The 14,026-nt window shown below is 59.0% G+C and carries 15 protein-coding genes and 1 pseudogene; 9 read left to right on the top strand and 7 right to left on the bottom strand.

Going from position 1 to position 14,026, the window contains the following annotated elements; genetic code table 11:
* Positions 1-539: DMT family transporter (locus C9413_RS15515; protein WP_170250613.1), on the bottom strand; the 539-nt coding region annotated here is incomplete at its 3' end.
* 101 nt (positions 540-640) lie between these two features.
* Here C9413_RS15515 and C9413_RS15510 point away from each other — a divergent pair.
* A complete protein-coding gene (locus C9413_RS15510) occupies positions 641-1,123 on the top strand; it encodes a MarR family transcriptional regulator (protein WP_039843620.1) in 483 nt (160 codons plus the stop codon).
* On the opposite strand, the gene C9413_RS15505 is transcribed toward C9413_RS15510, so the two are convergent.
* The 3 genes and pseudogenes from C9413_RS15505 to C9413_RS15495 all read right to left on the bottom strand — a co-directional run bounded on the left by C9413_RS15505 (position 1,124) and on the right by C9413_RS15495 (position 5,197).
* Positions 1,124-1,714, bottom strand: a complete 591-nt coding sequence (locus tag C9413_RS15505) for an NAD(P)H-dependent oxidoreductase (protein WP_039843619.1) — start codon at positions 1,712-1,714, stop codon at positions 1,124-1,126.
* An 8-nt stretch (positions 1,715-1,722) separates the two neighbouring features.
* Entirely contained in the window at positions 1,723-3,303 is a 1,581-nt protein-coding gene (gene xseA, locus C9413_RS15500) for an exodeoxyribonuclease VII large subunit (protein ID WP_170250612.1), read from the bottom strand.
* Between the two features lie 54 nt (positions 3,304-3,357).
* Positions 3,358-5,197, bottom strand: a pseudogene (locus C9413_RS15495) (hypothetical protein).
* 171 nt (positions 5,198-5,368) lie between these two features.
* Between C9413_RS15495 and C9413_RS15490 the strand changes: the two are divergent.
* Genes C9413_RS15490 through C9413_RS15475 form a run of 4 tightly spaced genes read left to right on the top strand, consistent with a single transcriptional unit; the run spans position 5,369 to position 7,864 of the window.
* On the top strand, positions 5,369-6,370 hold the full coding sequence (locus tag C9413_RS15490; RefSeq protein ID WP_039846581.1) for a glycosyltransferase: 1,002 nt from the start codon (positions 5,369-5,371) through the stop codon (positions 6,368-6,370).
* Between the two features lie 30 nt (positions 6,371-6,400).
* Positions 6,401-7,105 (top strand): class I SAM-dependent methyltransferase, encoded by a 705-nt coding sequence (locus tag C9413_RS15485; RefSeq protein ID WP_039846580.1) that lies wholly within the window; start codon positions 6,401-6,403, stop codon positions 7,103-7,105.
* A gap of 11 nt (positions 7,106-7,116) precedes the next feature.
* Positions 7,117-7,479 (top strand): transporter, encoded by a 363-nt coding sequence (locus tag C9413_RS15480; RefSeq protein ID WP_039846579.1) that lies wholly within the window; start codon positions 7,117-7,119, stop codon positions 7,477-7,479.
* Positions 7,472-7,864: a hypothetical protein gene (locus tag C9413_RS15475; RefSeq protein ID WP_052451468.1), complete on the top strand. Its 393-nt coding sequence runs from the start codon at positions 7,472-7,474 to the stop codon at positions 7,862-7,864. The genes C9413_RS15480 and C9413_RS15475 overlap by 8 nt, the downstream gene beginning before the upstream one ends.
* Here C9413_RS15475 and C9413_RS15470 read toward each other — a convergent pair whose 3' ends face one another.
* Positions 7,865-8,851: a Gfo/Idh/MocA family oxidoreductase gene (locus tag C9413_RS15470; RefSeq protein ID WP_039843616.1), complete on the bottom strand. Its 987-nt coding sequence runs from the start codon at positions 8,849-8,851 to the stop codon at positions 7,865-7,867.
* A 179-nt stretch (positions 8,852-9,030) separates the two neighbouring features.
* On the opposite strand from C9413_RS15470, the gene C9413_RS15465 reads away from it, so the two are divergent.
* Both C9413_RS15465 and C9413_RS15460 read left to right on the top strand, forming a co-directional pair.
* Positions 9,031-9,978 (top strand): aldo/keto reductase, encoded by a 948-nt coding sequence (locus C9413_RS15465; protein ID WP_039843615.1) that lies wholly within the window; start codon positions 9,031-9,033, stop codon positions 9,976-9,978.
* 9 nt (positions 9,979-9,987) lie between these two features.
* A complete protein-coding gene (locus C9413_RS15460) occupies positions 9,988-10,431 on the top strand; it encodes a GNAT family N-acetyltransferase (protein ID WP_039843614.1) in 444 nt (147 codons plus the stop codon).
* Here the strand turns inward: C9413_RS15460 and C9413_RS15455 are convergent.
* Positions 10,421-11,038, bottom strand: a complete 618-nt coding sequence (locus C9413_RS15455) for a hypothetical protein (RefSeq protein ID WP_039843613.1) — start codon at positions 11,036-11,038, stop codon at positions 10,421-10,423. The two genes, C9413_RS15460 and C9413_RS15455, sit on opposite strands and share 11 nt — an antisense overlap.
* A gap of 153 nt (positions 11,039-11,191) precedes the next feature.
* Here C9413_RS15455 and C9413_RS15450 point away from each other — a divergent pair, with 153 nt between their 5' ends.
* Complete coding sequence (locus tag C9413_RS15450; RefSeq protein ID WP_039843612.1) at positions 11,192-11,692, top strand: ferritin-like domain-containing protein; 501 nt, start codon at positions 11,192-11,194, stop codon at positions 11,690-11,692.
* Between the two features lie 121 nt (positions 11,693-11,813).
* Positions 11,814-12,173, top strand: a complete 360-nt coding sequence (locus C9413_RS15445; RefSeq protein ID WP_039843611.1) for a nuclear transport factor 2 family protein — start codon at positions 11,814-11,816, stop codon at positions 12,171-12,173.
* 64 nt (positions 12,174-12,237) lie between these two features.
* Here C9413_RS15445 and pheT read toward each other — a convergent pair.
* Positions 12,238-14,026, bottom strand: a 1,789-nt coding sequence (gene pheT / locus C9413_RS15440) for a phenylalanine--tRNA ligase subunit beta (protein WP_170250611.1), incomplete at its 5' end; no start/stop codon positions are given.

The raw sequence follows: 14,026 nt of genomic DNA, 5'->3' as shown, positions 1-14,026 counted from the left end.
CCCGTGAATGCGAGGTGGGCGACCGGCGTCGTCCAACGGCGCGTCAGCCCCGTGCCGATGGCCATTGCTACGGCGCCGGCCAGACCGGCGGCAACGCCGAGCGGATCGAGCGCAGCCTTGGGTGTCAACACCAACAGCGCGACGCCAACCATTCCGGCCAAACCGGCAATTACGGCAAGAAGCTTGATCGGCCTGCCAAGAAAGAGGCGCGATAACGCGATGACGATCAGCGGCTGAATAGCCCCGACAGTCGCGGCGACACCGCCCGGAAGCCGGTAAGCCGAAACGAAAAGCATTGCCCAGAAGAACGAGAAATTGAGCGCGCCGAGGATGAACACCCTGCCCCACCAGATACCAAACGGCAGGCGACGGATGGTGACGAGCAAGAGGAGACCGGCAGGCAAAGCGCGCAGCATTGCAACGGTCAGCGGATAGCCGGCAGGCAGGAAGGCGGTCGTTACGAAATAGGTGCTGCCCCAGATGGCGGGCGCGATGGCAGTCATCAGGACATCGGCTGCATATGTGCTATTTTTCTTCATGTCAAGAATCTCTACCTCAAGATAAATTCAACTTATCGTCATTTATCTTGACGTCAAGACATATCGTGCTATCGCTTGATTATCGAAGGGATGAAGAAGCAATGGACCGCGTCGATAAAATCCTGTCCCAATGGCAATGTGAGCGGCCCGACCTCGATGTGGAAGCCATGGGTATCCTGGGGCGCCTGAAACGGCTGACGACACATCTCGGACGCGAGGTAGAGCAAGTCCTGCTGCAGCACGGGCTCTCGTCATCCGCCTTTGACGTGCTGGCAACGCTGCGGCGTTCTGGAAAACCCTATCGCCTCTCGCCTGGCGATCTGCTGGCGATGACAATGGTGAGCTCCGGTACGATGACCAACCGCATCGACCAGCTCGAGAAAGCAGGTTTCGTTGAACGCGTTCTCAACCCCGACGACCGGCGAAGCGTGCTGATTGCATTGACGGAGGATGGTTTTGCGGCCGTCGAGAGCGCGGTCGGTGCCCACGTTGCAAATCAGCAGCGGCTTATCGAGAACCTCAGCGATGAAGACAAGGCAGCCCTCGATGCGCTGCTGCGCAAGTTCCTCGCGAACTTCGAATAGTCAGATCGCGCTCAACGCCTTGCGCACGCGATCAAGATGAGCTTGGCGTTTGGTGGCCGTCGCGCGGTCCATGTCGTGCAGGCTGAGCATTCGAAAATTGAGGCCCCTGGAGCAGAAATTCGCAATGCCGCGCTTCAGTAGCCGGCGCACGGGATTGCCCATGTAGAGATGAACCAGCCACCACGGCGAGCCCGTCGTTGTCAGAGCCCAAAGCAGCTTAATGTTTGTCAGCTGCGGAACGATCCGCCCGCCGGCCGTATCATGCGAGAAGGCAACACCGGGCGCAAAGACCCGGTCGAAGAACCCCTTGAGGATCGCCGGAAAATTGAACCACCATTGCGGAAAGACGAGGATCAATCCATCGGCCACCTTCAACCGCTCCACAATCTTGGAGACGCCGGAGGTGTCATAGGGGATGTCGAAGTAACCGCTGCGCTCGGCCTTCGTGAGGCAAGGGTCGAATTCCTCGGCGTAGAGATCGAGCAGATCGACCGCATGACCAGCTTCTGCCAAAGCTTCACACGCAGTCCTTGCAACAGCGGCAGCAAAACTCTCGTTAAGCGGATGGGCGAGCACCAGCAGGATACGCATCGGTTCTCCTAGAACAGGCTACCCTGCTTCGGCGGCATGGTGGGCTCGTCAGGCTTCGGCAAGCGTTTCCTCGGTGGCGCACCGCCTTCGGTTGTCACGGCGCCGATGCGGCCGTCAGCAAACTCGATCGAAATGCCCAGGCCGGCTGAAAGAGCCGCGGCCTGCGAGACCGGCCGGTTCTCATCATCGCGGATGACTGCATAACCACGCTTCAGAACGTTCTTGTAGGAAAGGGACTGCAATACGCGGTCCTGTGCCGAAAGCTCGCCCCTTGCCCGTGTCAACTGATGGCGGACAGCGGAATCGGCGTGACGGGACAGGTTTGCCAGATGGTCGCGCATGCGGGCCGTCTGCGTCTTCAGCCGCGCCGGCAAGGACGCAAAGACGGCATCGGCCCGCCCGACACGGGACCTGGAGCGATCGATCAGTCGCTCCACCGTGCGCTCGGCGCGCGTCATCCGCTCGGCAAGCATCCGGCGGCGCTCGGCAATGCGGTTCGATAGAACGTCCGGCCTCAGATGCGATGCGGTACGCTCGAAGCTGCGGCGCTTGTTGATTGTGTTGAGCTCCAGCCCGCGGCCGAGGCCTGCGGCCGCTTCATCAAAGCGTCGGCGCGGCAGCGCCAGCAACTGATCGAGCGACGGCAGCGCTCGCATCAATGCCCGAACGGACTGCCGCCTGTGATCCATCTGACGGCCCACGCAGCCTTGCAGACGGGCCGAAAGGGCAGAAACCTGGGCGTCCAGTTCGGCTTTGACGGGAACGGCCATTTCCGCAGCCCCCGTCGGCGTCGGCGCGCGCATATCGGCCGCATAGTCAATCAGCGTCCAGTCAGTTTCGTGGCCAACCGCCGAGATAAGCGGAACTTCACTTTCAGCAGCGGCGCGCACGACAATCTCGTCATTGAAGCTCCAGAGATCTTCCAAGCTGCCGCCACCACGCGCGACGATCAGCACATCAGGCCTCGGCATTTCGCCGCCCGGCTGGAAGCCGTTGAAACCGCGGATGGCATTGGCCACCTCCTCGCCGGACCCATCGCCCTGCACCTTGACAGGCCAGACGATGACATGGACTGGAAAACGATCGGAAATGCGGTGCAGGATATCGCGAATGACGGCGCCCGTTGGCGACGTGACGACGCCGATGACCCTCGGCATGAACGGCAGCCGCCTCTTGCGTGCCGCGTCGAAAAGACCCTCAGCACCAAGCTTGCGCTTGCGCTCCTCGATCAACGCCATCAGCGCGCCCGCACCCGCGGGCTCCAGCGTTTCAATGACGATCTGGTATTTCGACGAGCCAGGAAAGGTCGTCACCTTGCCGGTGGCAATCACCTCCATGCCTTCTTCCGGCCGGAACCTTAGCCGCGAGAACGTGCCTTTCCAGATGACGGCGTCGATACGGGCGCGATCGTCCTTCAGCGAGAAATAGGCATGCCCCGATGAATGCGGGCCGCGATAGCCGGAGATTTCGCCACGCACCCGGACCTGGTCGAAAGCAGTCTCGACCGTGCGCTTGATCGATCCCGAAAGTTCGGAGACCGAATATTCAGTCAGGTTGGTGGGCGAATCGGTGTCGAAGACATTGCTCATCCTTCCTTTCTAGCGAAAGCGGAGGGAAAGATCAGTAGAGCATCGGGTTGGCGCTCAATTTTCCGGCTTGAAGAGAAAGAACTGCACCCCAACGCCCGCAGCCTTGGGAAGCGGTTGGAGGTAGGACGGCACATTGCCCTTCGCCAATTGAGAATAAAGTCCCTCCGGCTTCAGTTTTGCGAACTGCATCGTCGGATAATCGTCGCGACAGAAAGCCAAAACATGAACGTCCGCCCCCCTCAGGAAGGCCTCTGCATCCTTAGGTTCCGAGAGGCCGATATGCATTTCGGTCAGCATACCCCGGGGATTGCGATGATAAGGTGCGGTCAGAACATGCTGCCTCGTAAAGCGGAGGATCGGCACGCCGAGTTCAGATGAAGCCGCCACCATGCCGACAGGCATCGCATTCAGCGGCGCAAGAGCCTCTCTTGAGATACACGAAGGCTTGTTTTCCTCGTCTTTCGCTTCGTTCTTGTCCTCCTCCGTTTGCCTCTGCAGCTCAACGAAGGCTCCAGCAACGGCCCAAACAGCAGGTACGCTGGCAAGCACCAGCATGATGTAACAGAATGCGACAGCGACATTTTCCCGATCGCTGTTGGATATACGGCGGATGTCGACAATAAGCAGCGCGAGCGGCAGGATAGCGATCAGATTTGCAAAGGGTGCCCCGCGCACCTGCATCAGGCCGATGGCCCAGCAGAGGACGAGCAGGAAAAGCAGGATGGCGTGAATCCGCACCCTGTCGCGATAGAGGATTCGGAATGCGCTGACAGCAATGCCCAAAAGACCGGCTGCGTAAAAGGCACCGATGCCGAAAGGCTCGTTGCGGATCATGTCGAGCATGGAGCGCGCTTCTGAAATATTGTTCAGCCACAGCTCAACGAGCATTGGATCGAGATCATCAAGCGGATTATGCAGGCATTGGGGGCGCGATCACCATGGCCGAAGCTGCAACGGTGCTGCCGATACCACCGAGTGCAACGAAGCGTCCTATTCTCGACGCGCTGCTTGCGAAAACAGCCACAACGGAAAGCATTCCACCGCCGATCGCAGTAAGGCCGTAAAAACCAAGCGAAAAATTGTCACAGGTCACGGTCGAATAAAGCCGGGGCGGCATGGTCGAGAAGAACAGAATACTGACGGCCAGCGTGAGCGTCAGCCCGAATGCTTTGGCAGCCTTCTGAAAGGCCTGCCCCACCCAGGCCCAATGAAGAGCGACGACGAGGCAAACCGCTGCGACGAAAGGTGTTGTCTCGACCCCAATGGCGATCGCGAGTGCCGCCATCGAGGCTGCGACGATATAGCTCCAGGCCTGATGCTCCTCATCGAGAAGCATTGCCGTCATCATCGCGACAAGCCCGATCTGCACGTTGTGATGATCGATCGCACCCGGCACGAAACGGTTGCTGGTCCATACGCCTAGTGCGGTCATCACCAGAGAGACATGCATGGCAGGAACGCCGCCGATGCGGCGGCCTGCAATCGCCATCGCAAGCATGAGAGGGAGGGCGAGTGAGACGGGCCAGATCGCGAGCGCCACGGCCTCGGCCTGCTCGGCCGCCAGAAACAAACCGAAGAATTTGATGAGCCCTGCGATCGGCAAATCGATCAGCCGCGACCAGTGCATCAGCGTGCCATCAACGCCGAGCCGGTATTGCGTCAAATCGAACCAGCTCTGCCCAGAAAGAAAATCCCTTACTTCGACGAGCCGCATGCCGTCGTCGTTGTCAGGACCGACATAGTCTTTCGCCCCGATCAGCTTCACCGGCAAAATGGACGCGATCAGCACCGCGCTATAAAGCGACACGGACGGCAACAGACGCGTGAGAAGCATGCGGACAGCGGCAAGCGACACGATGGGCGGCGAAGATTTTGAAGCTGAATTGCCGGTCATTCCTGCGACGTTCGCCATTCCTTGTCCCGTCCTGAGCTGCGCGAACTTTAGCTTTTGCAGATCAAGAAAGTGTAAAGCGTCCGGATGGCTGCCGATTCTTGCCGCGTTATAGGGTCTTATTAACGCTGCATGTTTTAGACTGCGCGCCAATTGTCAATGGCAAGTGGCATCATGACACGATCGCAGACCAGAACGCCAAACATCGCTGTGCTGCTTCCGTGCTACAACGAAGCGGCCACGATCGGTGCAGTCGTCCGCGGCTTCAAAGCGGCACTGCCGCAAGCGCAGATTCATGTCTACGACAACAATTCGACAGACGGCACCGCGCTCCATGCGATGCTGGCCGGCGCCGCTGTCGTGCGCGAACGGCGCCAGGGTAAGGGCCATGTCGTCCGCCGCATGTTCGCCGATATCGACGCCGACATCTATCTGATGGCGGATGGCGACGGCACTTATGCGCCCGAAGACGGCGAAGAGCTGATCCGCACGCTGCTGACCGAACGCGCTGACATGGTGGTCGGAACGCGTCGCGGCGTTCATTCCGACGCCGGGCGCAACGGACATGCTTTCGGCAACCGCATCTTCAACATTCTCTACCGCACGATCTTCGGTCCGGACTTCACCGATATTTTCTCAGGCTACCGGGCCTTCTCGCGCCGTTTCGTCAAGAGCTTCCCGGCCGTTTCCGCCGGCTTCGAGATCGAGACCGAAATGTCCGTCCACGCCTCTCGGCTCAAGCTGCCGGTCGCCGAGCTGGAACTCGATTACGGCCGTCGCCCGGAAGGTTCGCACTCGAAACTCTCGACCTTGAAGGACGGCGGCAAGATTCTCTGGATGTTCGCCATGCTCATGAAGGAAACGCGGCCCTTTGTCTTCTTCGGCCTCATCAGCGCGTTCTTCATGCTGTCGAGCATGGCTTTCATGGCGCCTGTGCTGGCGGAATACTTCGAGACCGGGCTTGTCAACCGCATGCCGACATGGGTTCTCTCCCTGGCGCTGATGATGATCTCCTTCATGGTCTTTACAGCGGGCCTGATCCTTGATTCCGTCGCCCGCTCGCGTGCCGAACAGCTTCGCATTCACTACCTCAACGTCGCCGCGCCGAGCCAGGGTTTAGCGCCGGAAAAGTCCATTGAAACCGCGCAAGGTGGCAGGACCACGCGTATCGCATAGTTGCTTCCGCTCAAAGGTGACGCTCTTTTCATGAACAGAGAAACCACAAACCGTATTCGTTTCGTGCTGGAAGACATCCTGCCGCCGTTTGTCCGTGATTCCGGTGCGTTTCGCTGGGCGGCGCGGCGCGTCTGGGGCGACCATATCACGCACTTGGCGAAATTTCGCGAGCGAGCACCGTTTCTTTCGGCAGAGGAATATGCCGAGCTTTACCGCAAGCATCCCCGTGTTCACGAGGGCACGGACAATTCTGCGGCCTGCATCAGCCGCATCCTCGGATCGATCGCCGGAGAGAGCGTCTGCGATATCGGCTGCGGCACGGGTTCGCTGCTCCGCAGCATCCAGGCGACGCATCCTGGGCTCAACCGCCTTACAGGCGTCGACTTCGTGATTGAAGACGCATCACGACTGCCTGGCATCGAATACGTCGCGGCCAAGGTCGAAAACCTCCCCTTTGCAGACGCGGAATTCGACACGGTCATCTGCACGCATGTGATCGAGCATATTCTCGACTACCGGCAAGCGATTGCGGAACTGCGCCGGATTGCAAAACGCCGCCTGATCATCGTTGTGCCGAGGGAACGCGAATATCGCTACACGTTCAATCCGCACTTCAACTTCTTCCCTTATACGCACTCATTCCTGAGAGCTGTCCACCCGGTGCCTCCAGCATTTGTCTGCGAGGATATCGGTCGCGACATCTTCTATTCGGAAAAAAGAGGTGCAGCGGATTGAAGGACGGTTCGATGCTTTCCACTTTTTCGACCGCAACATGGATTGGCCTTATCGGCACGCCACTGCTGATTGCCGCGGGCCAGGTGCTGTTCAAACTGGCGAGCGCAGCGACAGGCGAGCTCAGTGTCCGCAATATTCTTGCTCTGCTTCTCAATCCGGTGTTGCTTGCAGCGCTACTCCTTTACGGTCTCGGAACAATTATCTGGATTTACGTCCTGAAAGCCGTCCCGCTGACGATTGCTTACTCCTTTATGGGATTGACCTTCTGTTTCGTGCCTTTGCTGGCGCAGGTCTTTCTTGGAGAAGCCCTCACTGTTCGCTACGCCATTGGCGCGGCTTTCATCGTTGCTGGCATGCTTGCGATCAATGGCTGACGCCTCTCTCAATCGAAGCGGGTCGCTTCTGCGCTTTGCCGCATTGTCGCTGCTTGGATTGGCGGCCGAAACGCTACTCTTCCATTTGCTGCTGAAGGTGATGCAAGGCCCGCTATTGACACGGGCAGTGAGCCTTGTTGCAATCCTTGGCATTATGCTCGCTATGCTGCGACGCATCGATTTCACGACGGGCGGCCGGCTGTCGGTCGGCCGCGCCGGGATCGTCGCCATCGTGCTGATTGCGGCGATCTTGAATTATGGTCTCTACGCCACGCTCATAATGGTATTGCCGTCCCTGCAGCCGTTGGCGGCGATGGTTTTCGCCTCCGCCTCTACACTGTGCTTTGCAATTTTCGGCTACATCCGGTTCGCATTTCGCGAATAATCAAACAGGCTCCCAGCCGTCCTTCTCGCTGGCGCGATAGATCGCGTCGATTACCTTTTGGTTCAGCTTCGAATTTTCGAGCGTCACGACCTCTTCCTTCTCGCCCCTGGCAGCGCGGGCGAAAGCTTCTGCTTCACATTTGTATTGGCGGCTGTCCTGGAAGCGGAAGATGGTCGACTCGCTATGGCTGCGGTTAGCGAGTTCCAGTTCTTCCGGTCCCCAGCGGTCGGCGTTGAATGGCGATTTCACCTCGATATAGCCTTCCGTGCCGTGGAACACCATGACCTGGCGGTTTGCCATCTGGGTGGAGATGTAGAAGCTCAGCTCGAAATCGCCGAAGTCGGCCTTCACGCTCGAATAGATATCGGTGCCGAATTCCGGGTCACGTTCGGTGACGGCCTGGATGCGCAGTGGTTCCTTGCCCGTCGAAAAGCGCGTACTGATCGTCGGATAGACGCCGATATCGGGCAGGCCGCCGCCGCCAAGTTCGGGAATGTTGCGCATGTTGCCGGGATCGCGATTGAAATAGGTGAAGGCGCCTTGGACATGGCGAAGCTTGCCGATCGCGCCGTCGGCGATCAGCGAGCGGACCTTTCGCCAGACCGGCGCGTAGGTCACCATGTAGGCTTCGGTAATCAGGACCTTGCTGCGATCGCGCGCAGCAATGAGGCTGTCGATCTCGCCGGCATTGAGCGCGATCGGTTTTTCGCAAAGGACGTGCTTGCCGGCGTCTGCCGCCTTGATGGTCCATTCGACATGCTGCGACGTCGGCAGCGGAATGTAGACGGCGTCGATCACGTCGGAGGCGAGCATCTCTTCATAGGAGCCGAAGGCATGCGGCACGGAAAAGCGGTCGGCCATTTCGCGCGCCTTTTTCAGGTCGCGGCTGGCAATCGCAGTGACGACGCAGTTTTCCGCGTCCTGAATGGCCGGAACGACGAGTTCACGGCCGATCTTTGCCGTCGAAATAATACCGAAACGGAGCATGGCTTAGCCTCCCAGAGCTTGAATGGGCGCAACCTTATTCAGGGGTTGCGGGTGACGCAATGGCGTGCGCACAAATCACGAAAGTTTGGTTTTCCTCTGCCGGAACCTGCACTAGTTTACTTTCGGCGACGTTCTGCCGCATCCGCACTTCAATCAAATCAGCAATTTAGGATAGCGCCATGGAAATGCGCCGGCTCGGAAAAACAGGTCTTTCAATCTCGCCTATCGTCTTCGGCGGAAATGTCTTCGCATGGACGGCCGACGAGAAAACGTCCTTTGATATTCTCGATGCATTCTTCTACGCAGGTCTCAATACCATCGACACGGCCGACGTCTATTCATCCTGGGTGCCCGGCAACAAAGGCGGCGATTCAGAGGAGATCATCGGCAAGTGGCTGAAGAACGGAAAGATTTCCCGCGACAGGGCAGTCATCATCACCAAGGTCGGCTCCGACATGGGCCAAGGCAAGTCGCTGAAAGAGCAATATATCCTCAAGGCCGTGGAGGATTCGCTCCGCCGCCTGCAGACGGATTACATCGACCTCTACCTCTCCCACTGGCCCGACGAAAGTACACCCTATGAAGAAACGCTCGCCGCCTTCGCCAAGCTGAAGCAGCAGGGGAAAATCCGAGCGATCGGCTGCTCCAATCTCGATGCCGGCCAGCTTCAGGCATCCTTCGATGCCGCCGAGAAGGCTGGAGTTCCTCGCTACGATGTGCTCCAACCCGAATATAATCTTTATGAGCGATCGAGCTTCGAAGGCCAGCTTGCCGATCTTTGCGTGAAGGAAGATATCGGTGTCATCACCTACTTCAGCCTCGCAGCCGGCTTTCTCTCCGGTAAGTACCGCAGCAAGGCCGATACGCAGGGCAAGGCCCGCAAAGATAGGGTCGCGAAATATCTCGACGCTAAGGGCATGCGCATTCTCGCCGCACTCGATCAGATTTCCGCCGAAACGAGCGCGAAACCTGCCGAGATCTCCCTCGCCTGGCTGCTCAACAAGAAAGGCGTGACGGCACCGATCGCCAGTGCTACCAGCACCTCACAGCTCGATAGTCTGGTGAAGGCGGCGAAGCTTGAGCTTTCTGACGAAGCAATGAGACTGCTCGACAGGGCAGGAGCCTGAGGGGATGACATGACCGTGACGATCCGCGCTGCTAGACCGGAAGACGAAGCGCGCTGGCGCGAACTCTGGAAGGATTACCTCGCCTTTTATGAAGTCACGGTCGATGGGGACATTACCGATTCAACGTGGCGCCGGGTTTTCGATCCGGCGTCAGCAATCTTCATGCGCGTTGCGGAAGTCGACGGAGAGGTGATGGGGTTCACCCTCTCACTGACGCATGAAGGCACGTGGATTCGCGGCAAGGACTGCTATCTCGAAGACCTGTTTGTCCACCCAGGCGCCCGCGGCAAAGGGGTCGGCCGGGCGCTTATGGATGACCTGATTTTGCTCTGCAAGCAGTACGGCTGGTCGCGGCTTTACTGGCACACGAACGAACAGAACAAGACGGCACGTGCGCTCTATGACAGCTATGTCGAAAGCGACGGACACATTCGCTATCGCATCAGTTTCTGAGCGGCGGAAATCCCTGGTAGAATTTCGAATGATCGCCTTGCCAATTCGCCATGCCCGGCTTGGTGAGAGTTCCGCGCGGCCGCACATAGCTCTGGATCGCACGCTTCGGCCGCTCGTGCCATTGGATATTAAAGGCCCATAGCTTTGGAAAGAAGCAGAGCGATGCGTAGGGCAGATGATCGTGGATCCACCACGCGAGCTTCTGCCAATCTTCCTCATCACGATAAGTATCGATCATCCAGGGTACGGCGACACAGGCCGTCGCCCCCATGCAGCCATCGAAATCGCGCAGGTCCCAGATATGGTCCGCCGCACTCGAGGCATTGCTCGAGCAGTTGAGCTTGTTTTTGTTTCCAAATTCATTGACGGCGGCAGAACGGTAGCCCGAGCGGATGTGCAGCCTGCCGAACGTCGCTTGAAGCGGCTCGAGCAGTTCCTTGCAAAGCCGCCTACCTGCCTCAACTGCAAGATCCGAGTCGTCTGGAATATTTGGAATACGATAGAAATCGGCGATCTCGGAATGCAGGAAATCGCGGAGGAAGAAATTCTTCGAAAGCCGCGTCCGGCCCAGATCCTCGAGCGATTTCATCGACCCAGGCTTTTTCATGCGTCTCTCCTCCATCGGCGGCACGAACCTATCCCGTCATCCGGCTATTGCCACCCGGAAATTGCGGGCTCCAGCGGAACAATTTCCAACTAGGTCGCTTCTCTAAGGGTTCACGACTGCGTGACTCCAAAAACGAGAACAAGGATCGAAGAAATGGCCAAGGGAAAGACACTTGAGGATCTCTACTACGACACTCTGAAGGATATCTACTTCGCCGAGCGGCAGATTCTGCGCGCCCTGCCGAAGATGGCCCGCGCTGCTCAGTCCGCCGACCTGAAGGCGGGTTTCGAAAAGCACAAGGAAGAAACCGAACTCCATGTAGAACGCCTGCAGCAGGTGTTCGAGATTGCCGGCAAACGTGCTCAGGGCAAGACGTGCGAAGCAATTCAGGGCATCATCGCTGAGGGCGAAGAGATCATGGAAGAATTCAAAGGGACGGTCGCGGTCGACGCCGGCCTGATCTCTGCGGCGCAGTCCGTGGAGCACTACGAGATCGCCCGTTACGGCACACTGAAGACCTGGGCGCAGAACCTCGGCTACAAGGACGCCGTCGTGCTGCTGGACCAGACCCTGCAGGAAGAAACGGCAACTGACAAGTTGCTCACGAAACTCGCCATCACCGCCGCAAACCAGAAAGCCGCCCGCGCAGCTTGACGACAACTCCCTGAAACAGCCGGTCTTACCGGCTGTTTCAGAATGGGCACGGCTTGCCAAAGGACCGCCCGCCTCTAAATCCTTCAGCGTTATCATGACGCCGACACGGAGGATGCAAGATATGTCCGAACAGCAGGCAATCGAAGCAGTCGTCCATCTCTACGTCGAAGGCATGACGTTTGCCAACGAAGCTGCATTGCGAAAGGCCTTCCATCCGCAAAGCACAATCATCGGTCACTATGAACACGCGGTCGAATGGCTGACGCGCGACGAATTCATCGCTGCAATCACCGCTGAAGGCGCCGCCCCGCCGGGAACGCAACCGTATATGGATATAACAATGATCGATGTCGCAGGCGATGCCGCGATGGCGAAGGTGACTGACGAATTCGCCGGGATGCGCTTTACCGATTATCTGTCGATGCTGAAGATCGACGGTCGATGGACCATCGTCAACAAGCTCTACTACCTGCACTCCTAGGCGGCGCAGCTTTCAATGAGCCAGGCCGGCGCAGCCGCCGGCCCGCAGTGCCATGGTAGCTTTGTCAGCTTCGCAGCACACCGCCGGTGAACTTCGTCACGCTCGCCACGATCTTCTGCGTCAAAGCCTCAAAATCCTCGTCCGTCAACGTTCGCTCGACGGGCTGGATCTGCACTTCGATCGCAACCGACTTCTTGCCCTCGCCAAGCGATCCGCCTTCGAAGATGTCGAAGACGTTGACACCGGTGACCAGCTTGCGGTCGGCACCGCTCGCAGCCTTTATGATCGTGCCTGCTTCAACCGTCTTGTCGACGACGAAAGCGAAATCGCGCTTGACGGCTTGGAAGGGCGAAAGCTCCAGCGCCGGCTTGGTGCGTGTCGCCTTCTTCTTCGGCTCGGGCATAGCGTCGATATAGACCTCGAAGCCGCAGAGCGCGCCTGAGACATCGAGCGCTTCGAGCGTCGAAGGATGGAATTCGCCGAAATAGCCCAGCACGACCTTCGGACCCATCTTGATGGTGCCGGAACGACCGGGGTGATACCATTCCGGTCCGCCCTGCTCTATCTGGATGTTGCCCATCGGAAGGCCGCAGGCCTCGATCACCGCCAGCGCATCGGCCTTGGCGTCGAAGACATCGACCGGCTTGCCGCCGCCCTTCAAATTGTTCGACCACATGCGGCCGGCGCCGGTGAGCGACGCCGTACCGCGGCGAATGCCACCGGCAACACGGCGCTGGCCTTCCGGCCTGTCATTCTCATAGGTTCCGGAAACTTCGAAGATGGTCACATCGCCGTAGCCCTTGTCGGCGTTTCGCTGCGCAGCCATCAACAAACCCGGCAAAAGCGACGGGCGCATGTCGGACATTTCGGCTGCGATCGGGTTCGCAAGCTTGAGGGCCGGCGAGCCGCCGCCGAAGAGCTTCGCCTGCTCTTGCGAAATGAAGGACCAGGTGACGGCCTCCAGCATGCCGCGCGAGGCGAGCGCCCGCTTGGCCATACGCGTGCGGATCTGCAGCGTCGTCAGAATCTTGCCGTTCACGGCTGCATGGCTTTCCAACGGCGCCGGCTTGATGTTGTCGACGCCGTGGATGCGCATGACTTCCTCGACGAGGTCGGCCTTACCGCCGACGTCCGGACGCCAGGAAGGAACGGCGACCGAGACGCTTTCGCCCGAGCCCGACACCTCAAAGCCGAGGCGGGTCAGGATATCCTTACTCTCCTCAGTCGAGACTTCGAGGCCGGTCAGGCGCCTGACCTCCCAGTAGGGAAAATCGACGATCTTCGGCTGATAGCCCTTGTAGCCGACGACATCCGCCTTCGCCGGCGTGCCGCCGCAAAGTTCAAGAACGAGTTCCGTCGTGCGCTCCAGACCAGGAACCATATATTCCGGATCGACGCCGCGCTCGAAGCGATAGCGGGCATCGGTGATAATGCCCAGAGCGCGGCCGGACTTGGCGATGTTCATCGGGTCCCAGAGCGCGCATTCGATCAGCACGTCGGTCGTGTTTTCGTCGCAGCCGGAATGCTCGCCGCCCATGATGCCGCCGATCGACTCGATGCCGTCCGCATCGGCGATCACGACATTGTTAGGGCCAAGCTTGTATTCACGCTGGTCGAGCGCCAGCACCGTCTCGCCTTCCCTGGCACGGCGGACGGTCAGATTGCCGCTTACCTTGGCAGCGTCAAAGACGTGCATCGGCCGGCCCTGATCAAAGGTCATGTAGTTGGTGATATCGACCAGCGCATTAATTGGACGCCGACCGAGCGCCAGCAGCCGCTGCTGCATACAGCGCGGGCCTGGTCCGCTCCTGACGCCGCGCCCGCGACGGAGCGCAGAACCCGGGCACCGCGTT

This window comes from Rhizobium sp. SEMIA 4085 (assembly GCF_013004495.1).
GTDB classification, from domain to species: domain Bacteria; phylum Pseudomonadota; class Alphaproteobacteria; order Rhizobiales; family Rhizobiaceae; genus Rhizobium; species Rhizobium gallicum.
Note: the sequence above shows the minus strand (reverse complement) of the source record. Positions and strands in the feature narration are given on the sequence as shown.